Annotated in this window: 16 protein-coding genes; 4 read left to right on the forward strand and 12 right to left on the reverse strand. The window is 71.9% G+C overall.

Annotated elements, in window-relative coordinates:
• Positions 1 to 120 precede the first annotated feature (120 nt).
• Both DEA06_RS11160 and DEA06_RS11165 read right to left on the reverse strand, forming a co-directional pair.
• Complete coding sequence (locus DEA06_RS11160; protein ID WP_116648070.1) at positions 121 to 1647, reverse strand: MmgE/PrpD family protein; 1527 nt, start codon at positions 1645 to 1647, stop codon at positions 121 to 123.
• Between the two features lie 195 nt (positions 1648 to 1842).
• Complete coding sequence (locus DEA06_RS11165) at positions 1843 to 2256, reverse strand: hypothetical protein (protein WP_133241752.1); 414 nt, start codon at positions 2254 to 2256, stop codon at positions 1843 to 1845.
• Between the two features lie 141 nt (positions 2257 to 2397).
• On the opposite strand from DEA06_RS11165, the gene DEA06_RS11170 reads away from it, so the two are divergent.
• Positions 2398 to 3984 (forward strand): HAMP domain-containing sensor histidine kinase, encoded by a 1587-nt coding sequence (locus tag DEA06_RS11170; protein WP_116648072.1) that lies wholly within the window; start codon positions 2398 to 2400, stop codon positions 3982 to 3984.
• A 2-nt stretch (positions 3985 to 3986) separates the two neighbouring features.
• Complete coding sequence (locus tag DEA06_RS11175; protein WP_116648073.1) at positions 3987 to 4643, forward strand: response regulator transcription factor; 657 nt, start codon at positions 3987 to 3989, stop codon at positions 4641 to 4643.
• 15 nt (positions 4644 to 4658) lie between these two features.
• Here the strand turns inward: DEA06_RS11175 and DEA06_RS11180 are convergent, their stop codons facing one another.
• The 8 genes from DEA06_RS11180 to DEA06_RS11215 all read right to left on the reverse strand — a co-directional run bounded on the left by DEA06_RS11180 (position 4659) and on the right by DEA06_RS11215 (position 13590).
• Positions 4659 to 5690 carry a hypothetical protein gene (locus DEA06_RS11180; RefSeq protein WP_133241753.1) on the reverse strand — a complete coding sequence of 344 codons (1032 nt, stop codon included), beginning with the start codon at positions 5688 to 5690 and terminating at the stop codon, positions 4659 to 4661.
• Positions 5687 to 6784 (reverse strand): phosphotransferase, encoded by a 1098-nt coding sequence (locus tag DEA06_RS11185; protein ID WP_116648075.1) that lies wholly within the window; start codon positions 6782 to 6784, stop codon positions 5687 to 5689. The genes DEA06_RS11180 and DEA06_RS11185 overlap by 4 nt, the downstream gene beginning before the upstream one ends.
• A complete protein-coding gene (locus DEA06_RS11190; protein WP_116648076.1) occupies positions 6781 to 8631 on the reverse strand; it encodes an ABC transporter ATP-binding protein in 1851 nt (616 codons plus the stop codon). Before DEA06_RS11190 ends, DEA06_RS11185 begins: the two co-directional genes overlap by 4 nt.
• Positions 8628 to 9764 carry a glycosyltransferase family 4 protein gene (locus tag DEA06_RS16840; RefSeq protein ID WP_116648077.1) on the reverse strand — a complete coding sequence of 379 codons (1137 nt, stop codon included), beginning with the start codon at positions 9762 to 9764 and terminating at the stop codon, positions 8628 to 8630. The genes DEA06_RS11190 and DEA06_RS16840 overlap by 4 nt, the downstream gene beginning before the upstream one ends.
• Positions 9764 to 10996, reverse strand: a complete 1233-nt coding sequence (locus DEA06_RS16845; RefSeq protein WP_116648078.1) for a glycosyltransferase — start codon at positions 10994 to 10996, stop codon at positions 9764 to 9766. Before DEA06_RS16845 ends, DEA06_RS16840 begins: the two co-directional genes overlap by 1 nt.
• Positions 10986 to 12164, reverse strand: a complete 1179-nt coding sequence (locus tag DEA06_RS11205; protein WP_116648079.1) for a glycosyltransferase — start codon at positions 12162 to 12164, stop codon at positions 10986 to 10988. The genes DEA06_RS16845 and DEA06_RS11205 overlap by 11 nt, the downstream gene beginning before the upstream one ends.
• 174 nt (positions 12165 to 12338) lie before the next feature.
• Complete coding sequence (locus tag DEA06_RS11210) at positions 12339 to 12800, reverse strand: SRPBCC domain-containing protein (protein ID WP_116648080.1); 462 nt, start codon at positions 12798 to 12800, stop codon at positions 12339 to 12341.
• 169 nt (positions 12801 to 12969) lie between these two features.
• Positions 12970 to 13590 (reverse strand): TetR/AcrR family transcriptional regulator, encoded by a 621-nt coding sequence (locus DEA06_RS11215; RefSeq protein WP_116648081.1) that lies wholly within the window; start codon positions 13588 to 13590, stop codon positions 12970 to 12972.
• A 63-nt stretch (positions 13591 to 13653) separates the two neighbouring features.
• Between DEA06_RS11215 and DEA06_RS11220 the strand changes: the two genes are divergently transcribed.
• Positions 13654 to 14631: a zinc-binding dehydrogenase gene (locus DEA06_RS11220; protein ID WP_116648082.1), complete on the forward strand. Its 978-nt coding sequence runs from the start codon at positions 13654 to 13656 to the stop codon at positions 14629 to 14631.
• A gap of 43 nt (positions 14632 to 14674) precedes the next feature.
• Here DEA06_RS11220 and DEA06_RS11225 read toward each other — a convergent pair whose 3' ends face one another.
• Positions 14675 to 15154 carry an NUDIX domain-containing protein gene (locus tag DEA06_RS11225; RefSeq protein WP_116648083.1) on the reverse strand — a complete coding sequence of 160 codons (480 nt, stop codon included), beginning with the start codon at positions 15152 to 15154 and terminating at the stop codon, positions 14675 to 14677.
• A 9-nt stretch (positions 15155 to 15163) separates the two neighbouring features.
• Entirely contained in the window at positions 15164 to 16177 is a 1014-nt protein-coding gene (locus DEA06_RS11230) for an aldo/keto reductase family protein (protein ID WP_116648084.1), read from the reverse strand.
• A gap of 107 nt (positions 16178 to 16284) precedes the next feature.
• On the opposite strand from DEA06_RS11230, the gene DEA06_RS11235 reads away from it, so the two are divergent.
• Positions 16285 to 17370, forward strand: coding sequence for an FUSC family protein (locus tag DEA06_RS11235; RefSeq protein WP_133241754.1), 1086 nt, complete (start codon positions 16285 to 16287; stop codon positions 17368 to 17370).
• Positions 17371 to 17374: the final 4 nt, after the last annotated feature.

Consider the following 17374-nt stretch of genomic DNA (forward strand, 5'->3'; position numbering starts at 1 on the left):
CGCCCGTACTCAGGATGGATGCCGACGCGACAGCCCGGTAGGGGCGTGTCGCGGCCGCCGCGGCACGACCATCCTGAGTTCGTGCGCGGCGAGTGGGGGCATCCGCGACGCGACCGAGCATCAGAACAGGCCCTTGGGGGCGGGGGCGAGGGCGAGAACGCCGTGCTTGGCGACGATGTTCAGCTGCAGCACCTCCGCCGCCGTGAGCTCGGGCAGGCGCTCGGCGAGGTCGAGGAAGCGCTCGATCTCCTCCGGCAGCAGCACGGGCTCGGCCAGCAGGCGGAACTTGCGCACGTAGTCCTCGCGCGCGAACGGGCGAGCGCCCAGCGGATGGGCATCGGCGACGGCGATCTCGTCCTCGACGGTCGAGCCGTCGGCGAGGGTGATCACGACGCGGCCGCCGAAGGCCTTCTCGTTCGGGTCTTCGGAGTGGTAGCGACGGGTCCACTCGGCGTCCTCCGCGGTGGTGACCGTGCGCCACAGCTCGACGGTGTCTGCACGGCCGGCGCGCTCGGGCGTGTACGAGTCGACGTGGTGCCAGGCGCCGTCCTGCAGCGCAACGGCGAAGATGTACGGGATCGAGTGGTCGAGCGTCTCGCGCGAGGCCGCCGGGTCGTACTTCTGCGGGTCGTTCGCACCGGAGCCGATGACGTAGTGCGTGTGGTGACTCGTGTGCAGCACGATCGAGGCGATGTTCGCCGGGTCGCGCAGATCGGGCCGCTCGGTGCCGAGACGACGGGCGAGGTCGATCCACGCCTGCGCCTGGTACTCGGCGGAGTGCTCCTTCGTGTACGAATCGAGGATCGCGCGCTTGGACTCTCCGGCGGCGGGCAGCGGAACGTCGTACGAGGCCTCCTTGCCGTCGAGCATCCAGGCGACGACGCCGTCCTCTCCCTCGTAGATCGGGGCGGGCGCCGTCTCGCCGCGCATCGCGCGGTCGACCGCCTCGACGGCGAGCTTCCCGGCGAACGCGGGCGCGAACGCCTTCCACGTCGAGATCTCACCCTTGCGCGACTGGCGCGTGGCGGTGGTGGTGTGCAGTGCCTGCCCGATCGCCTGCCGGATGGTCTCGGTGTCGAGACCGAGCAGCGTGCCGATCCCCGCGGCAGCCGCGGGGCCGAGGTGGGCGACGTGGTCGATCTTGTGCGTGTGCAGCGAGATGGCCCGCACGAGGTCGATCTGGATCTCGTAGGCCGTGGCGAGCCCCCGCACGAGCGCCGCCCCGTCGCGACCCGTGTGCTGGGCGACGGCCAGGATCGGCGGGATGTTGTCGCCCGGGTGGGAGTAGTCGGCGGCGAGGAACGTGTCGTGATAGTCGAGCTCGCGCACGGCGACCCCGTTCGCCCACGCGGCCCACTCAGGGCTCGTGCGTCGTTCGAGGGCGCAGCCGAAGATCGTGGCGCCGGGGCCGCTGATCGAGACCGGGTGGTCGAGCGCCTGCTGGCGAGCGGCGCTCACGGGACGCCGGGTGAGGGATGCTGCCGCCACCGCGGCGTTGTCGATGACCCGGTTGACGATCATGTCGACGACGTCGTCGTCGACGCCCACCTCGTCGGTCGCGACCTCCGCGAGGTGCCATGCCAGCTCGCCTTCGCGGGGCAGGTGCTCGTCGCTGCGGTGGACTCGGAGGTGATGGGAGATCGTCATGGGGGGCCTTTCGTGGGGCATTCCCTACCCATACTGCCTGCCCGGCGGTGAGAGGGCCTCCCCCTTCCGCCCTCGGCGTGAGCCTCTTGACGAAACGTGGCACCACCCCACGGCAGCCCGTTGCACGCGGTGCGGCCGTTCGCAGGTTGCCGTCGCGGTCAGGCGGTGGCCCACCCGACGTCGCGACGACCGCGATCAGTCATCGTCGCCGTCGTCATCGTCGCCGTCGTCGTCAGCACCGTCGTCGTCAGCATCGTCATCCCCGTTGTCGTCGTCGTCGATCGGCTGGGGCGCCGGCGGCGCGACGGGCTGAGGCGCGACGGGCTGGGGCGCCGGGGGCTGCGGCGCTTCGGGCTGCGGCGCTTCGTTCATCGGCGGCTGCGTGCCCTCCGCCGGGGGCGCCTCGGAAGACGTATCGCCGCCGGCCGGTGCAGAATCCTCGGGCTGCGGAACGACGGCGGGGCGGTTGCCCGTGAGCGGTCCGTCGTCGAACGTGCGGTCGACCGACGTGCGCGGCTCGAGCACTGCGGCGACCGCGACTGTGCCGCCCGCGCCCACCACCGCGGCGAGCGCGATCACTCCGGCGACCATCCACGCGCGTCTGCTCATCACTGTCGATCCTCTCTCGGGCACGTCGATGCCGGCGTTCGACCATCAGCCTCTCCAGGCTGGATGACACGAACGAAAGACGACGATGAGAGCGTTCTTAGTCTCGCGGGGTCGGTCCCCGCCCGCCACCATACTGAGACCATGGGATCGCGCACCGCCGGCAGACGTGGCGTCGCCTGGACCGTGCGCACCCGCATCATCGCCGTGATCACGGTCGCGTCGGCGATCGGGATGCTGTCGGTCGGGGGCGTGGTGTACGTCGTCGAGCGCGCGCGCATCATCGCCCAGGTCGACGGCCGGTTGGACGCCGGCTACGAATCGGCACGGTTCCTTGTTCGTGACGGTGCGACGGGAGACGCACCCTGGACATCATCGGTCGACGCGCTCGAGTCGGTCGTCACGAGGATGAGTCCCGACGACAACACCGGCGCTCTCGGCGTGATCGACGGGGCAGCCGCCCTGGTGCCCGGGGTGCCGCTCGACGTCGACCTGCAGAGCGCGCCCGGTTTCGTCTCGCACGTCGCCGCCCGCGGGGCGGAGCGCTCGGTGATGGGCACGTACGCCGAGGACGGCGTCACCTGGCGCTACCTCGCGGCCCCCATCGAGATCGAAGGATCCCCCGACCCGGCGCGCGTGATGTTCGTGCTCGCCTACGACCTCGAAGCGGAGCTCGCCGAGATCGACGGGCCCGCCCAGGTGTACCTCCTCGCCGCGGCCATCGCGATCGCGCTCATCGCCGGAGCGGCCGGACTCGCAGCCGCGCGTCTGCTGCGTCCCCTCCGCCGCATGCGCGAGACCGCCGAACGCGTGTCGGCCAGATCGCTCGCCGAACGCCTGCCCGTCGAGGGCCACGACGACGTGTCGGAACTGGCCTCGACGATGAACGACATGCTCGACAGGCTCGACGACGCGCTCGAGAGCCAGCGCCGGCTGCTCAGCGACGTCGGGCACGAACTCAAGACACCGATCACGATCGTGAGCGGCAACCTCGAGGTGATGGACGTCGACGACCGCGACGACGTGCAGAGCACACGGGCGCTCGCGATCGACGAGCTCGCCCGCATGGGCCGGCTCGTGCAAGACCTGGCCGACGAGGCGTCACTGCACGGCCCGGCTCCGATCGCGGTGCGACCGACCGATGTGTCCGAGCTCGTCGCCCAGGTCGCCCGGAAGGCCCAGGGAATCGAAGGAGCAACCGTGACCGCCGGCTCGGCGCCGCGCGCCATCGTCGAGCTCGACTCGGCGCGTATCACTCAGGCCCTCCTTCAGCTCGCGCAGAACGCCGTGTCGCACGGCGGGGGCGAGCTCGGCATCGGCGCGCGGCGGGTCGGCGACACCATCGAACTGTCGGTGCGCGATCACGGCCCCGGAGTGCCCGACGAGGCGAAGGAGCGCATCTTCGAGCGCTTCCAGCGCGGCGACACCGAGGGGCGCGGTGCCGACGGCAGCGGGCTGGGTCTGAGCATCGTGCAGGTCATCGCGCGTGCGCACGGCGGATCAGCGAGCGCCCGTGACGCGGAGGGCGGGGGCGCGGAGTTCGTCATTTCACTGCCGAGCCCGCACCTGTCGGCGGTGGAGCTGACCACCGTCGAGCCCGAGGCCCACCCGCCGAGGCCCCCACGCGCGCGCACCGTACGGATCGACGATCGAGAGGTGGTCGTGCCTCCCCGGCCCGACCTTCCTTCCGGGCCGCCTGTCCGCACCCCCGGCGACCGGACGGAGATCTGACCGTGGCATCGATACTCATCGCCGACGACGAGAAGCGCATCTCCGGCTTCATCGAGAAGGGCCTCAAAGCCGCCGGCTACGCCACGAGGGTGACACCCAACGGCACCGAGGCGTTGCACCTCGCCCGCTCGGGCGAGTTCGATCTCGTCGTCCTGGATGTGAACCTTCCCGGGATGACCGGCTTCGAGGTGCTCGAGCATCTTCGCGGCGAGGGACACGGCATCCCCGTCATCATGCTGACGGCGCGAGTGGAACTCGAAGACACCGTCGCGGGCCTCGAAGGCGGGGCCGACGACTACCTCGGAAAGCCCTTCCGGTTCGACGAGCTGCTCGCGCGCATCCGGCTGCGGATGAAGAAGGATGCGGCAACCGCAGCGCCCGAGCTGAGGCACCGCGACATCGTCCTCGACATCAGGACGAGAGCGGCGAGCATCGACGGACGCGAGGTGGAGCTGTCGGCACGGGAGTTCGCCCTCGCCGAAGAGTTGATACGCCACGCGGGTCACGTGCTCAGCCGGGAGCAACTGCTCAGTCGGGTGTGGGGGTACGACTTCGACCCGTCCTCGAATGTCGTCGACGTCTACATCGGCTACCTGCGGCAGAAGCTCGGGGCCGGCCGCATCGAGACGCTGCGAGGGGTCGGCTACCGTCTGGTCTGACCGCGTGCGCCGCGCCTACGCACTCCGCAGCCACCGCAACGCGAGCTCGCGCCACGCGGGCCGGAAGAGGTAGAGCGCCCCGAGGCGCAACCGTGTCGCCGACTCGTACGCGTGCACCCGGTCGGGCTCCACGCCCGTCGCACGCGCGACACCGTCGATCGCCGCGCGGGCGACGGCCGTACGCGATGGCTCGAGCCGGCCCTGAGCGGCGCGGAACGCCACGTGCGCGCGCAGGTTGCCGAGATCGAGCGCCGCCTCCGCGATGGTCACGGTGTCGAGGTCGAGCAGGCCCGGACGAGACGACGCATCCCACATCACCTGTTTGTCGTGGAGGTCGCGGTGCGCGAGCGCGGCGCGACCGCGCGGACCCGCCACGAGTTCCTCCGCGACCCGGTCGCTCGTGCGGCGCACCGCGGACGCCTCGCCTCCGAGGTGGGGCTCGGCGTGCCGCATCCACTGCTCGAGCACTCGCGCCTCAGCCTCGGCGTCGTGCAGGGGCAGCTCGCCGCAGGAGCCGTCCAGCAGCATGCCCCAGGCTTCGGCCCAGCCGTTCCACGCCCGCGCGAACTCCGCCTCGGCAACGCGTCGGTCGGAACCGAGATCGAACAGAGTACGGCCCGGCAACGACGCGAATCGCACGACCCCGCGCGCCGCGTCGGTCGGAGCCGAGGTCACGGCGGCTCGCGCGAACCCCGCCGAGAAGGCGGCGCCCGCCGCGTGCGCGGCGAGCACGGGCTCGGCGGCCCCCTCTCGGACGACCTTGGCATACCCGCCTCCGCGGGCGATCCGGACGACCGCGCGACGCCCCGGTCGCCAGGAGACGACCTCACCGGCTCCGGCGACATCGGCCAGCGCGGGCAGCCGGCGATCGCACACCGCTTCGGCGACACGGACGTCGCCGCCGCACCAGCGTCCTGCGCGGACGCCGACGATCCCGTCCGCCGTGACCTCGAGGTCGGCGCCGTCTCCGGCCGCGCGAGGCCACGCGCGGCGGACGGTCCACGTGCGTCCGTGCGCGGCGACGCGGCGCGGCACCAGCGCGGTCACGGCGCCGTCTCCTCGGCGAGGGCGACCGCCGCGTGCACGCGGGCCGGCCACTCCGGGTCTCCCCGGCGGAACGGTTCGATCGCGCGCAGGAGCACGCACACCGGAAGCCAGCGTCGCAGGGCGTCGACGTCGACGACGCCCTGCGCCCCCCGATATCCCGCCACGAGCGCATCGCTCAGCACGCGGCGGCCGGTGCGCAGCAGCTCGTCGGCCGTGAACGACGCCAGGTCGCGCATCGGGTCGCCGCCCCCGCACCGGTCGAGATCGATCACCCGCACCCCGTCACCCACGAGCACCTGATCGGCACTGAAGTCGCCGTGGACCACGGTCGCGCGCCCGGTCACGGGTGCGCAGGCCACAAGCGCGGACGCCCTCTCTGCGAGCTCGGGCAGCACGCCGCCGACGGCGGCGGCCGCGGCGGCCGCCTCGGCCGCCGCATCGGCCATGACGAGCCCCGGTGCCGCGCCGACCCCGTGGAGGGAGGCGAGAACGGCCCCCGCCCGCTCAGCGGAGTCCGTCGACGGGAGCTCGGAGAGATCGCCGATTCCCCAGCGGGGGGCCGACCACGCCCGGGAGCCCAGGCCGCGCGGCTCGAGCACGGCCACCCCCCGGTCGAACAGATGCCGGTGCAGGGCGAGCACCCGGTCGACCGGGTGGTGGGTCAGTTTGACGATCCCGTGCGCCCCGGCATCGAGCACGAGGCGCCGGTGCGGGTTGTACCGCAGCACGGCGGCGCGGCGCGCGAGCCCCGCCGACCGGTTCTCCACCGACCGCACCGCTCGCGCGAGCGCGCGGTCGCTCAGCGCCGGCCCTGTCACCGCGTGCGCAATGGAGTCGACCGGCCGCACCCCGCCGCCGTGCCGGAGAGCCTTCCCCGCCTTGTCGGGGCCGTCGTAGGCGGCCACCCAGCGCGGCCCCTCGTCGCTCTGGACGGCCGCGACGATGCTCGTCCCCGCCTTGTACCGCAGGCGCGTGAGCCGCACCTCGGCTCCGAGGGCCTCGCTGAGCAGGTGCGGGTCGAGGAGCGTCCCGAGGCCGGCGACGGCCGGGTCGGCGCGCGCGAGACGCGCCGCGGCCCGTGCGGCCCCGTTCATGCCCGCGCCGCCGCGTCTGCCGCGAGCCCGCCGCGCCCGTCACGCCCGGCCTGCAGAACCCACGCGCGCACGCGGGAGTCCGACAGTCCCATCAGCAGCCCCGGCGGACCGTCCTCGACGATGCGCCCCTGCTCGAGCCAGAGCACACGGTCGGCGGCGAGAGCCTGGGTCACGTCGTGCGTGATCATGATGGTGGTGCGCCCACGGGTGAGCGCTCGAAGCGACGCGCCGACCTCGTGCCGCGCCTGCGGGTCGAGCCCGGTGGTCGCCTCGTCGAGCACCACGACGGGCGAGTCGCGCAGTAGCGCCCGTGCGATGGCGAGGCGCTGCCGCTGGCCGCCCGAAACCGTATTGCCACGCGAGCCGAGCATCGTGTCGTACCCCTCGGGGAGGTCGAGGATGAACTCGTGGGCGAAGGCGCGCCGAGCGGCCTCCTCCACCTCGTCGTCGGTGGCATCCAAGCGTCCGTACCGGATGTTCTCGCGCACCGTCGTGGCGAACAGCACCGACTCCTGCAGGAGCAGCGACACCGCCGACCTCACACTCGGGATGGTCGCCCCGCGCAGGCTCTCGCCGTCGACGCGGATGTCGCCGGCGATCGGGTCGGCGGTACGCACGAGCAGACCCGCGAGAGTCGACTTGCCCGCCCCCGACGGGCCGAGCAGACACAGTTGCTGGCCCGGCGCGATGCGCAGCGAGAGGTCGCGGAACAGCGCCCTCCCGCGGCCGTCGTCGACGCTCAGCCGATCGAACCACACCTCTCCGGCAGTCGCGCGCAGCGGCCGGGCGTCGACCGTCTCGGCGATCTCGACGGGCTCGTCGAGCAGGTCGGCGACCCGCTCCCCCGAGGCCGCGGCGCGGGCGATACGACCGGTGTACTTCGCCAGGTCCTTCAAGGGGCGCATCGCGAGCTTGAGGTAGGCCACGAAGATCACGAGGTCACCCGCGGTCATCCCTCCCGAGAGCACCTGCCACCCGCCCCCGAGCAGCACGGCCGCCGTCGCGAACCCCACGATGAGGTCGGTGCGACGCTCCAGTCCTGCGGCGAGCCGCCGGGCGCGCACACCCTCGGTGAGCGCCGTCGCGTTTCCACGATCGAACACCCCGCCCACCTTCTTCTCCAGCCCGTACGCCTGCACGACGCGGATCGCGCCGAGCGTCTCGGCGGCGGTGTCGGCGAGCGCCCCCTCTCCCTTCCGGGTCGTGCGCGAAGCATCCGTGATCTTCTTCGAGCTGCGCCGCGACGAGATCGCGTAGGCCACCGCCGCGGCCGCGACGACCAGCGTCAGCAGGGGGTCCATGAAGCCCATCACGACGATCAGCACCGCGAGGGTCGCCACGTTGCCGACGAGCGGCAGGCCCGCTGTCACGGCGACCTCCTGCAGGCGCCCGATGTCGCCGACGAGCCGCTGCACGACGTCGCCCGCCGACGACGAGGAGTGGTAGCGCAGCGAGAGTGCCTGCACGTGCGAGAACACCCGAGCACGCAACTCGGTCGCGACCCTCGACCCGACCAGCGCGAACGCGATGGTGCTGAGGTAGGCGGCGAGAGCGCGCAGGGCGATGATGCCCAGGAGCAGCACCGCGCAGGCCACGAGCAGCCCGGTGGTCGCCGGGGGGATCCCGGCCGCTGCGCCCGCCGTCGCCCCGAGGCTGGCGGCGACGGCGTCGATGACGAACTTCAGCGGCCAGGGCTCGAGCACCCGGAACGCGACGTCGGCGAGCAGCGCGACCATGCCCCCCGCCATCAGCCACCCCTTGCCCCGGAGGTGGGGTCGCACGATCTGCAGGCTGCGCGCGAGCGCGCCTCTGGTCGCTACCGGCTGGCGCGCACGCGACGGGCTCATGCGGCGTCCTCTCGCGGGAGAGAAGCGAGAATTCCCGACAGCACACGGCTCCAGTCGTGGGCGGCGACGGCGCGCTCTCGCGCGGCAGCCCCCATGCGGGCGCGCAGCGCCGGCCGGTCGCGCAAGCGGGCGAGTGCACCCGCCAGCGCCTGGACGTCTCCGGGATCGGTGAGCAGGCCCGTCCGCCCCGATTGCACGAGGTCGGGAAGCTGACCGAGGCGGGAGGCGACGACGGGCACACCGGCTGCGAGGTACTCGCAGACCTTCAGCGGAGAGAAATAGGCGTCGCCGGCACGATACGAGGCGACCCCCACGTCGAGTGTCGCGAGCAGGCCCGGTACGGCATCCGGCGCCACCGCGCCGTGGAACACCGCGTCGACACCCCGTTGCGCCGCATGGCGACGAAGATCCGCCCCCGCGGGCCCGTCGCCGATGATGACGAGACGGGACGGGTGATCGGATGCTGCGAGCAGCCCCATCGCGTCGATCAGCACGTCGACTCCGTGCCACGGCTTCAGCGTGCCCACGAATCCCACGGCGAACGGCTCTCCCTCAGCGGGACGCACGATCGACGGGCGGATACGGGCGGTGTTCACCCCGTTCGGCGCGACGATCGGGGCGATCGCCCCGTGGGCACGCGCCCAGTCCGCGACCGGGGCCGAGACGCAGGCCACGACGTCGGCGGCCGTCAACGCCGTGCGGGCGGTCGCCGCGGCGAGGTTCTCGTCCACGAGCACGCGGTGGGTGCGCTGCTCATCGATGAGCGGGGCGTTGACCTCGAGGACCGCTCTGATCGGAAGCGAGCGCGCGACGCGCGCGCCGATGGCGGCGAACAGCGAGAAGCGCTCGTAGACCAGGTCGCAGCCGTCTGCGACGACCGCGTCGGCGAGCTCCGCCGCGGCGTCAGCGACCGCCCGCTCGCGCATCCGGTCGTCGCCGCGTGCCACTCGTCGCTCGATGACGCGCAGATCTGCCAGGTCCGCGGGCGGGTGGTCTCCGCGCCGCGTCGCGTAGACCACCACCTCGTCACCGCGATCGCGGAAGGCGCGCACGATCTCCTGAATGTGGACGCTGGCGCCCTTGGTTCCGAACACGGGCACTCCGGGGTCGGCGCAGACGTAAGCGACGCGCATCAGGCCACCTTCCTCTCGGTCGCGAAGGAGGCCTCCGCGGTGAGCGCCGCCAGCCGGGCAGCCTGGCGGGCGGCGTCGAATTCGTTCTCCACGAGCGCACGCGCCCGGCGCGCGATTCCGACGCGGTCGAATCCGGGACGAGCAACCGCCATGATCGCCTCGCTCAACCCGACGACGTCGCCGGGTTCGCACAGGAGCCCGGTCTCGTGGTGGCGGATGACTTCGGGAATCCCGGTCACCGCGGTCGAGATGCACGGCACACCGCTGGCCATCGCCTCCAGCAGCACGGTGGGCAGCCCGTCGACGTTGCCGTCGCCCCCGACCAGGCACGGCGCGACGAAGAGGTCGGCTTCGGCGAGGCACCGGGCGACCTCGTCTTGGGGCAGCGGCCCGCGCAGGCGGATACCGTGACGATGCGGCGATCTGGCGATGCGCGCGGCGATGTCGTCGCGCAGCTCCCCGTCGCCGACGATGTCGAGCCGTGCCGCGATCCCGGCCTCTCGCACGCGGTCGAAGGCATCGATGAGCACACCGAAGCCCTTCTTCTCGACCAGGCGCCCGACCGACAGCATCCGTAGCTCGTCGCCGGGGGCACGCGTGACGAAGGGGAAGCGCGAGAGCTCCAGACCGTTGTACACGCGGTGCAGACGATCGCGGCGGGGAAAGGTCTCGCGCAGGTGACGCAGGTTGAAGTCGCTGACCGTCACCGCGAAAGCCGCGTCGCGGAGCTTCATGTCGAGATCGTCGGCCGAGACCGAATCGTGGAAGACGTCCTTCGCATGGGCGGTGAAGGAGTACGAGATGCCGCTGAGCCGCGCCGCCAATCGCGCGACCGATGTCGCCGTCGAGGCGAAGTGGGCATGCAGGTGGGTGATCCCGCGTGCGCGCACCTGCCGGGCGATCTCGATGGCCTGGATGGCATCGCTCGCCTCGGACGCCACGAGGTCGCCGAGGTGGCGCCCGATCGCCGCCGCGAGGAACGGGTCGGCTGCCGCGTCGCGCAGCACCTGCCACAGGGGCGCGACGCGACGAGGCGGGGCGATGGCCCGCACCGGCGCTGTGACCCGGGCGAGCTCGCTGTGGAAGCGCGTGTCATCGGTGGGGCGAAGGGAGAAGATCTCCAGGTGCTCGCCCTGCGCTTCGCGGGCGAGGATCTCGGTGACCACGAACGTCTCGGAGAACCGGGGGTAGACCTTCACCACGTAACCGGTGCGGGGGGCATCAGACAGCATGCGCGAGAACCTCCCGTCCGGCGCGGGCGTCGGCGATGAGCCGGGCCGCGAGCGGTGCGACGGCGTCGAGTCCGCCGAGGTCGATGCCGGTACGCGTCGCGCGGTCACCGACCCGACGGGCGAAGAAGTCCTCGATCGCCCGCGCGTCGGCCTCGGAGGGGGAGAAGGTCTCGATCGCACCGGCACGGGCGAGCGCGACGGCCCGGAGGCGTTGCTCGTCTCGACGATCGACCCGGGGCACGACGAGGATCGGAGTATCCGTGCTCATCACCTCGCACACCGTGTTGTAGCCGCCCATCGCCACGACGGCCGCCGCTCGTCGCGCGAGTCCGAGGACGTCGGGCACCGACTCCACGACCTCCGTGCGTTCTGTCGCGGCGGCACGCACGGACGCCCGGTCGCTCTCGGGCATCTGAGGACCGACGACGACGAGGTGCCGGAACCCGGCGGGCACCGCCGCTCGCGCCGCCTCCCGCGCGATGCCCGCTCCGTCGCATCCGCCCCCGACCGTGGTGAGCACGAACGGGTCTTCCACCTCGACGGGGGCGGCATCGCGGCCGTGGGCCAGGTAGCCGGTGTGGGTGACCAGGTCGTGCAGACCGCGAGGGAGCTCGCCGCTCGCGGTGATGTCGTGGACGGTGGGGTCGCCGTAGACCCAGATCGCATCGAAGTGCTCGCGGACCGCTGCGGCACCGCCCAGCGCCCGCCACTCGGCACGGGCCACCGCGGGGCGGTCGAGCACGTCACGCAGTCCGAGCACCGTCGCACAGGAGGGCCGCTGGGCTCTCAGCTGCCGCAGAGCCTTGTCGAGTTCGCGGTGCACCCCGAACGGGTGGCGGTCCACGACGAGGAGATCCGGACCGAACTCCTTCAGCACCGCCGCCACGACCGCCGAACGCATCGCCGTCACCCGGTCGATGCCGGCGGCGAGGTGTCGGGAACGATACCCGCCCTCGCCCACGGTGACGCTGGGAAGCACCACCCAGTCCCATCCGGCAGGAGCCGCAAACCCCGTGGCCGACGCCTGACCGGTCAGGAGCACGCCGGTGACCTGCTCGCCGGTCAGTGCGGGGAGCGACCGTGAGAGCGCGTGGGCGATGGCGAGGTTGCGCCGAACATGGCCGAGGCCGACGGAATCGTGCGACGACAGAGCGATGCGGAGGACCATGACGTTCTCTCCCGGGGAGTGCGGCGCGGATGGACCGCGGCGGCGGGTGGCCGCAAGACAACGATCGCGGCGCCCGCTAAGCCCCCCGTGAGACGTCTACGAGAGCGTTCTTAGAAAGACGAACGCCCCCGCACGCCCGAGTGTTCGCGGCGTGCGGTCGACTCGAGGCCCCGGTCAGCCGTGCACCGCGGACTGCCCCAGGTGCGTGACGAGTTCGTCGAGAGCGCTCGCCCAGCCGTCGTAGAAGCTGTCATCGCCGGCCATGCCGTCCACGCCGCGCAGGTCGAAGGTGAGGCGGGTCAGGTCGCCCGCCGACGCGATGGTGACGGTGACGACGGGGGTCGCGTCGGGATCGGCACCCGGCTCGCCCCAGGTGAAGACGAGGCGCTCCTGCGGCACGACCTCGCGGTAGACGCCACCGGTGGGGGACTCCTCGCCGGAGGCGTCATCGACCATCGTGTAGGCGTAGCGACCGCCCTTCTTCGCGTCGATGGTCACCGTCTCGCGCGGTGTGGTCATGCCGACCGGGTGCCACCACTGGGCGGCGTCGTCGGCGTCGGTCCACGCGTTCCAGATCTGCTCGGGGGTCGCGTCGAGCAGTCGTTCGATGGTGAAACCGCGGGAGGAATCGATCATGGGTGTGCTCCTTGCCTGCCGCGGCGCGCGTCGTCGCGGTTCGAGCACGGTACGTCGCGGTTCGCGTTGCGTCGAGGCGGTTGCGCGCACAGCCGATCGGCGGTGTCGAGTCGGCAGCAGCTCATCGACGCAGCCACCGGGCTCGTCCAGAACGATCAGGGGGTCGTCGCTACGGCACCGCCGTGAAACTCCCCTGAGCGACCCGCGGCTGCCAGGTCGCGAGAACGGCCGCGGCAGCATCCAGGCTCTCGGCGGCGGCCTCGTCGTCGGCGCGCGCCTGAGCCAGTGCAGCCAGCACGAGAGAAGAGCAGGTGACGGCGAGCGTGCGCTGAGACGCGCCGTCGAGGTCGGGTCGCCGCGCGGCGACACCCGCGCGCACGGCGCCGCGGATCTCGTCGGTGTACTCGGCGATGATCACGCGGACGCCCTCGTCTTCGCTCGCCAGCGGTGTGCACGCCGCGTTCACCAGCAGACACCCCGATCTCGCCGAGGATGAGGGAGAGGTGATCTCGGCGCGGAGCGCACCCAGGTAGCGCTCCAGTGCGTCGGGGGCGGGGTCGTTCTGCCGCAGCGCCGCGAGGCGGGGGCGGGCGACATGCGCGAGGTAGTCGACGACGACCGCCTCGAACAGCCCCCGCTTGCTCCCGAACGCGTGGTAGAGGCTCGACCGCTTCAAAGAGGTCGCCTCCTCCAGCTCGCCGATCCCCGCTTCGGCGTACCCGCGCGACCAGAACAGGTCGCGCGCCGAGCGCACCACCTCGTCGTGATCGAACGTTCGCTGTCGTCCCATCGGATTCCCTCCGTCGGGGTCTATATTAGACCGATCGTTACACAATTTCGGAAGGACATCCCCATGCGCGCGATCACCCACCACGAGTTCGGCGACCCGGCGGCAGTGCTCACGGTCGAAGACGTTGAGACCCCCACCCCCGGCGACGGAGAGGTGCGCATCCGCACGCTGCTCTCCCCCATCCACAACCACGACCTCTGGACGATCCGCGGCACCTACGGCTACAAGCCCGCTCTTCCGGCCCCCGCCGGAACCGAGGCCGTCGGCGTCGTGGAAGAGGTGGGCTCCGGGGTCGAGTCCCTGAAGGTGGGCCAGCGCGTCGCCACGGGCGGCACTCTCGGGGTCTGGGCCGAGCAGTTCATCGCCCGCGCGGAGGGTCTCGTCCCCGTCGCCGACGGCCTCCCCGACGACGCCGCCGCCCAGCTCGTGTCGATGCCGTTCAGCGCGATCAGCCTGCTGGAGTTCCTCGACCTGAAGCCGGGCGACTGGATCGTGCAGAACGCCGCGAACGGCGCCGTCGGTCGCATGGTCGCCCAGATCGGCGCCGCGCGCGGCATCAACGTGGTGGGCCTCGTGCGCCGCGCGTCGGGCGTGCAAGAACTCGAGGATCAGGGCATCTCGCGCATCGTCGCGGTCGACAGCGAGGGCTGGCAGCAGCGCGTCGCCGACCTCACCGGCGGCGCCGACATCGTGGCCGGCGTCGACTCCGTCGGCGGGCGGTCGAGCGGCGACGTGCTCTCGCTCCTCGCCGAAGGAGCGACCCTCGTCGCGTTCGGCGCGATGGACAGCCCGACGATGGAGCTCGCCTCGGGCGACGTCATTTTCAAGCAGGCCACGGTGAAGGGCTTCTGGGGCAGCAAGGTGTCGGCGAGCATGGATGCGGCGACGCGCACCGAACTCTTCGGCGAGCTCTCGCGGCACCTGTCGTCGGGGGTGCTGACGCTTCCCGTCGCATCGATCCACGGGTTCGACGATGTCGCGGCGGCCGTCACCGCCTCCGGCGAAGCGGGCCGCGTCGGCAAGGTGCTCCTGCGCCCCTGACCGGTCTCGGGCCGGTCGTCGCGTCACCTCGCGGCGCCCGGCCCTACTCGGCGGCGAGCTCGACCATCGTCGCAAGCGCCTCGAGGGCCGGTCGCTGGCCCTTCACGAGGCGCTCGCGCGCCTCATCGATCGCGACCCACTCGGCCCGGTCTACCTCGGGGAACCGTGCGGTCGCTCCCGACCGCGGGGGCCACTCCATCTCGAACTCGCCGAAAGTGAATCCGGATGCGTCGAAGCCTGCGCCGTCCGCGACGAACACCACGACGCGCTTGCCCGACGAGTACGCGAATGTACCCAGTTCGGCATAGTCGGCCGACGGCGCATCGACGCCGAGCTCTTCGCGGAACTCGCGGCGCGCAGCATCCATCGCCGACTCGTCGTCGGGATCGAACTCGCCCTTCGGGATCGACCAGGCGGCGGCATCCTTCGAGGCCCAGAACGGGCCTCCCATGTGGGCGATGAGCACCTGCACCCCGCCGCCGTCGAGGCGGTACAGCAGGATGCCGGCGCTCATCGCCACCATGGGCGGGCCTCAGGCTACTCGGGTCGCGGGCGACGTCTCGTACGTCTTCTGCCCGTCGCGCTCGACAGTGCCACCCAGCGCCTCGTCGATCGCGGAGAGGGTGTCGGCGTCGAGGGTGATACCGGAGGCCTTGACCGTGTCGGCGAGCTGCTCCGGGCGCGACGCGCCGACGAGCGCGGCGGCGACGTTCGGGTTCTGCAGCACCCAGGCGATCGCCATCTGCGGCATCGACAGGCCCGCCTGCTCGGCGATGGGCTTAAGTCGCTGCACCGCGGTGAGCGTGTCGTCGGTGAGGAAGCGCTTGATGAAGGTGGCGCCGCTCTTCTCGTCGGTCGCGCGCGACCCCTCGGGCACCGGCTGGCCGGGCAGGTACTTGCCGCTCAGCACGCCCTGCGCCATCGGCGACCAGACGATCTGCGAGATGCCGAGTTCTTCGCTCGCGGGAACCACCTTGTCTTCGATGACGCGCCACAGCATCGAGTACTGGGGCTGGTTCGAGATGAGCTGGATGTTGAGCTCCTTCGCGAGTGCGTGACCCTCGCGCAGCTGCTCTGCGGTCCACTCCGAGACACCGATGTAGAGCACCTTGCCCTGGCGCACCAGGTCGGCGAACGTCTGGAACGTCTCCTCGAGCGGCGTCTCGTAGTCGAAGCGATGGGCCTGGTAGAGGTCGACGTAGTCGGTGCCGAGGCGCTGGAGCGAACCATTGATCGACTCGGTGATGTGCTTGCGGCTCAGACCGGTGTCGTTGGGTCCGCCCGGTCCGGTCGGGAAGTACACCTTCGTGAAGATCTCGAGCGACTCGCGCCGCTGCCCCTCGAGCGCCTTCCCGAGGATGACCTCGGCGGCGGTGTTGGCGTAGGCGTCGGCGGTGTCGAACGTCGTGATTCCGGCGTCCAGAGCGGCGTGCACGGTCTTGACGGCGGCGTCGTCCTCGACCTGCGACGCGTGCGTCACCCAGTTGCCGTACGTGATCTCCGAGACCTTGAGACCACTGTTGCCCAGATAGCGATAGTTGACCATGCGTCAACGCTACTGGCGTCCGCGGGCGCCGGCTCCGGGTTGCGCCGACGGTATCGAGGATGCGTCAACCACCCCCGTTCGCAGGCGCGCCTCGGTAGCGTTCCCTCGTGAGCACCTCTCCGACCCGCGCTCGGATGACCGGGCAGATGCGCGCGGCGCGCACCCTCGTGGCGCCCTCGCGCGTGCTGCTGGCGGCGAAGACCGCGGGCGCCGCCGTCCTCGCCTGGTACCTCGCGCCGCTCATCCCCTTCGCCGCCGACGAGTACTCGTACTACGCACCGCTCGGGGTCGTCGTGAGCATGTATCCGACGCTGGCCGATTCTGCGCGCTCGAGCGTGCAGACGGTGCTGGGCCTGGCGATCGGCATCGGTTTCGGTCTCGTCGCGGTCGGTCTCGACGCCGCCGGGGTGCCGGCCGCGGTCGCCCTCGCCGGCATCGTCGCGATCGGAGTGCTGCTGGGCGGCGCACGCGCCCTCGGCCCCGGGCGGGAGTGGATCGTCATGGCGGCGCTGTTCGTGCTGCTGATCGGCGGGAGGGGCGACCCCGACCAGTTCTCGGTGTCGTACCTCGTCACGATGGCGTTCGGGATCGTGGTCGGTGTCGCGGTGAACGTCCTCATCGCACCCCCGGTGTTCCTGCCGTACGCCTCCCGACGGCTCAGCGAACTCCGCGACACCCTCGCCGCACGGCTGGACGAGATGGCCGACGCCGTCGGTGCAGGAGGCGTCGACCACGACGCCCTGGCCGCGTCGATGAGCGAGCTGTCGACGATGCTCCTGACCGTCGCCGACGAGGTGCGCGAGGCCGACCGCAGCCTGCGGGGCAACCCGAGGGGCCGCCGCCAGGCGGCCGCCCAGGAGGAGAACACGCGTCGCTTGCGCGCGCTCGAGCACGTGACGTTCTTCGCACGCGACCTGGCCGACATCCTCGGCCGCATCCCCCCGGCGAGCGCCCCGCTGCGAGGCGACGCGCGCGCGCTGCTCGCCGAGGCGGTGCGCGCGTGCCGCGACGTCGTCGCCACCGCGCCGGGTGACCGCGACACCACGGCGCTCATCGAGACCGCCGGCGCGGCGGTCGAGGGCTACCTCGCGTCGCTGGAGCCCGTCGACACCGGCATCGCCGAGCTGGCGGAGACCGTGACCGCGGGGGTCAGCCTTCGCCGCATGATCGACGCCTGCCGACCGTTCGCCTGAGGCA

The organism is Microbacterium sp. Gd 4-13, assembly GCF_003095395.1.
GTDB lineage: Bacteria > Actinomycetota > Actinomycetes > Actinomycetales > Microbacteriaceae > Microbacterium.

What these genes read in the sequence shown, in the direction of transcription:
- DEA06_RS11225 (WP_116648083.1), bottom strand. Translation starts at nt 15,154, where the DNA reads ATGGTGGCGATGAGCGCCGGCATCCTGCTGTACCGCCTCGACGGCGGC.
- DEA06_RS11170 (WP_116648072.1), top strand. Translation starts at nt 2,398, where the DNA reads ATGGGATCGCGCACCGCCGGCAGACGTGGCGTCGCCTGGACCGTGCGC.
- DEA06_RS16840 (WP_116648077.1), bottom strand. Translation starts at nt 9,764, where the DNA reads ATGCGCGTCGCTTACGTCTGCGCCGACCCCGGAGTGCCCGTGTTCGGA.
- DEA06_RS11205 (WP_116648079.1), bottom strand. Translation starts at nt 12,164, where the DNA reads ATGGTCCTCCGCATCGCTCTGTCGTCGCACGATTCCGTCGGCCTCGGC.
- DEA06_RS11190 (WP_116648076.1), bottom strand. Translation starts at nt 8,631, where the DNA reads ATGAGCCCGTCGCGTGCGCGCCAGCCGGTAGCGACCAGAGGCGCGCTC.
- DEA06_RS11230 (WP_116648084.1), bottom strand. Translation starts at nt 16,177, where the DNA reads ATGGTCAACTATCGCTATCTGGGCAACAGTGGTCTCAAGGTCTCGGAG.
- DEA06_RS16845 (WP_116648078.1), bottom strand. Translation starts at nt 10,996, where the DNA reads ATGCTGTCTGATGCCCCCCGCACCGGTTACGTGGTGAAGGTCTACCCC.
- DEA06_RS11210 (WP_116648080.1), bottom strand. Translation starts at nt 12,800, where the DNA reads ATGATCGATTCCTCCCGCGGTTTCACCATCGAACGACTGCTCGACGCG.
- DEA06_RS11215 (WP_116648081.1), bottom strand. Translation starts at nt 13,590, where the DNA reads ATGGGACGACAGCGAACGTTCGATCACGACGAGGTGGTGCGCTCGGCG.
- DEA06_RS11220 (WP_116648082.1), top strand. Translation starts at nt 13,654, where the DNA reads ATGCGCGCGATCACCCACCACGAGTTCGGCGACCCGGCGGCAGTGCTC.
- DEA06_RS11185 (WP_116648075.1), bottom strand. Translation starts at nt 6,784, where the DNA reads ATGAACGGGGCCGCACGGGCCGCGGCGCGTCTCGCGCGCGCCGACCCG.
- DEA06_RS11160 (WP_116648070.1), bottom strand. Translation starts at nt 1,647, where the DNA reads ATGACGATCTCCCATCACCTCCGAGTCCACCGCAGCGACGAGCACCTG.
- DEA06_RS11165 (WP_133241752.1), bottom strand. Translation starts at nt 2,256, where the DNA reads ATGAGCAGACGCGCGTGGATGGTCGCCGGAGTGATCGCGCTCGCCGCG.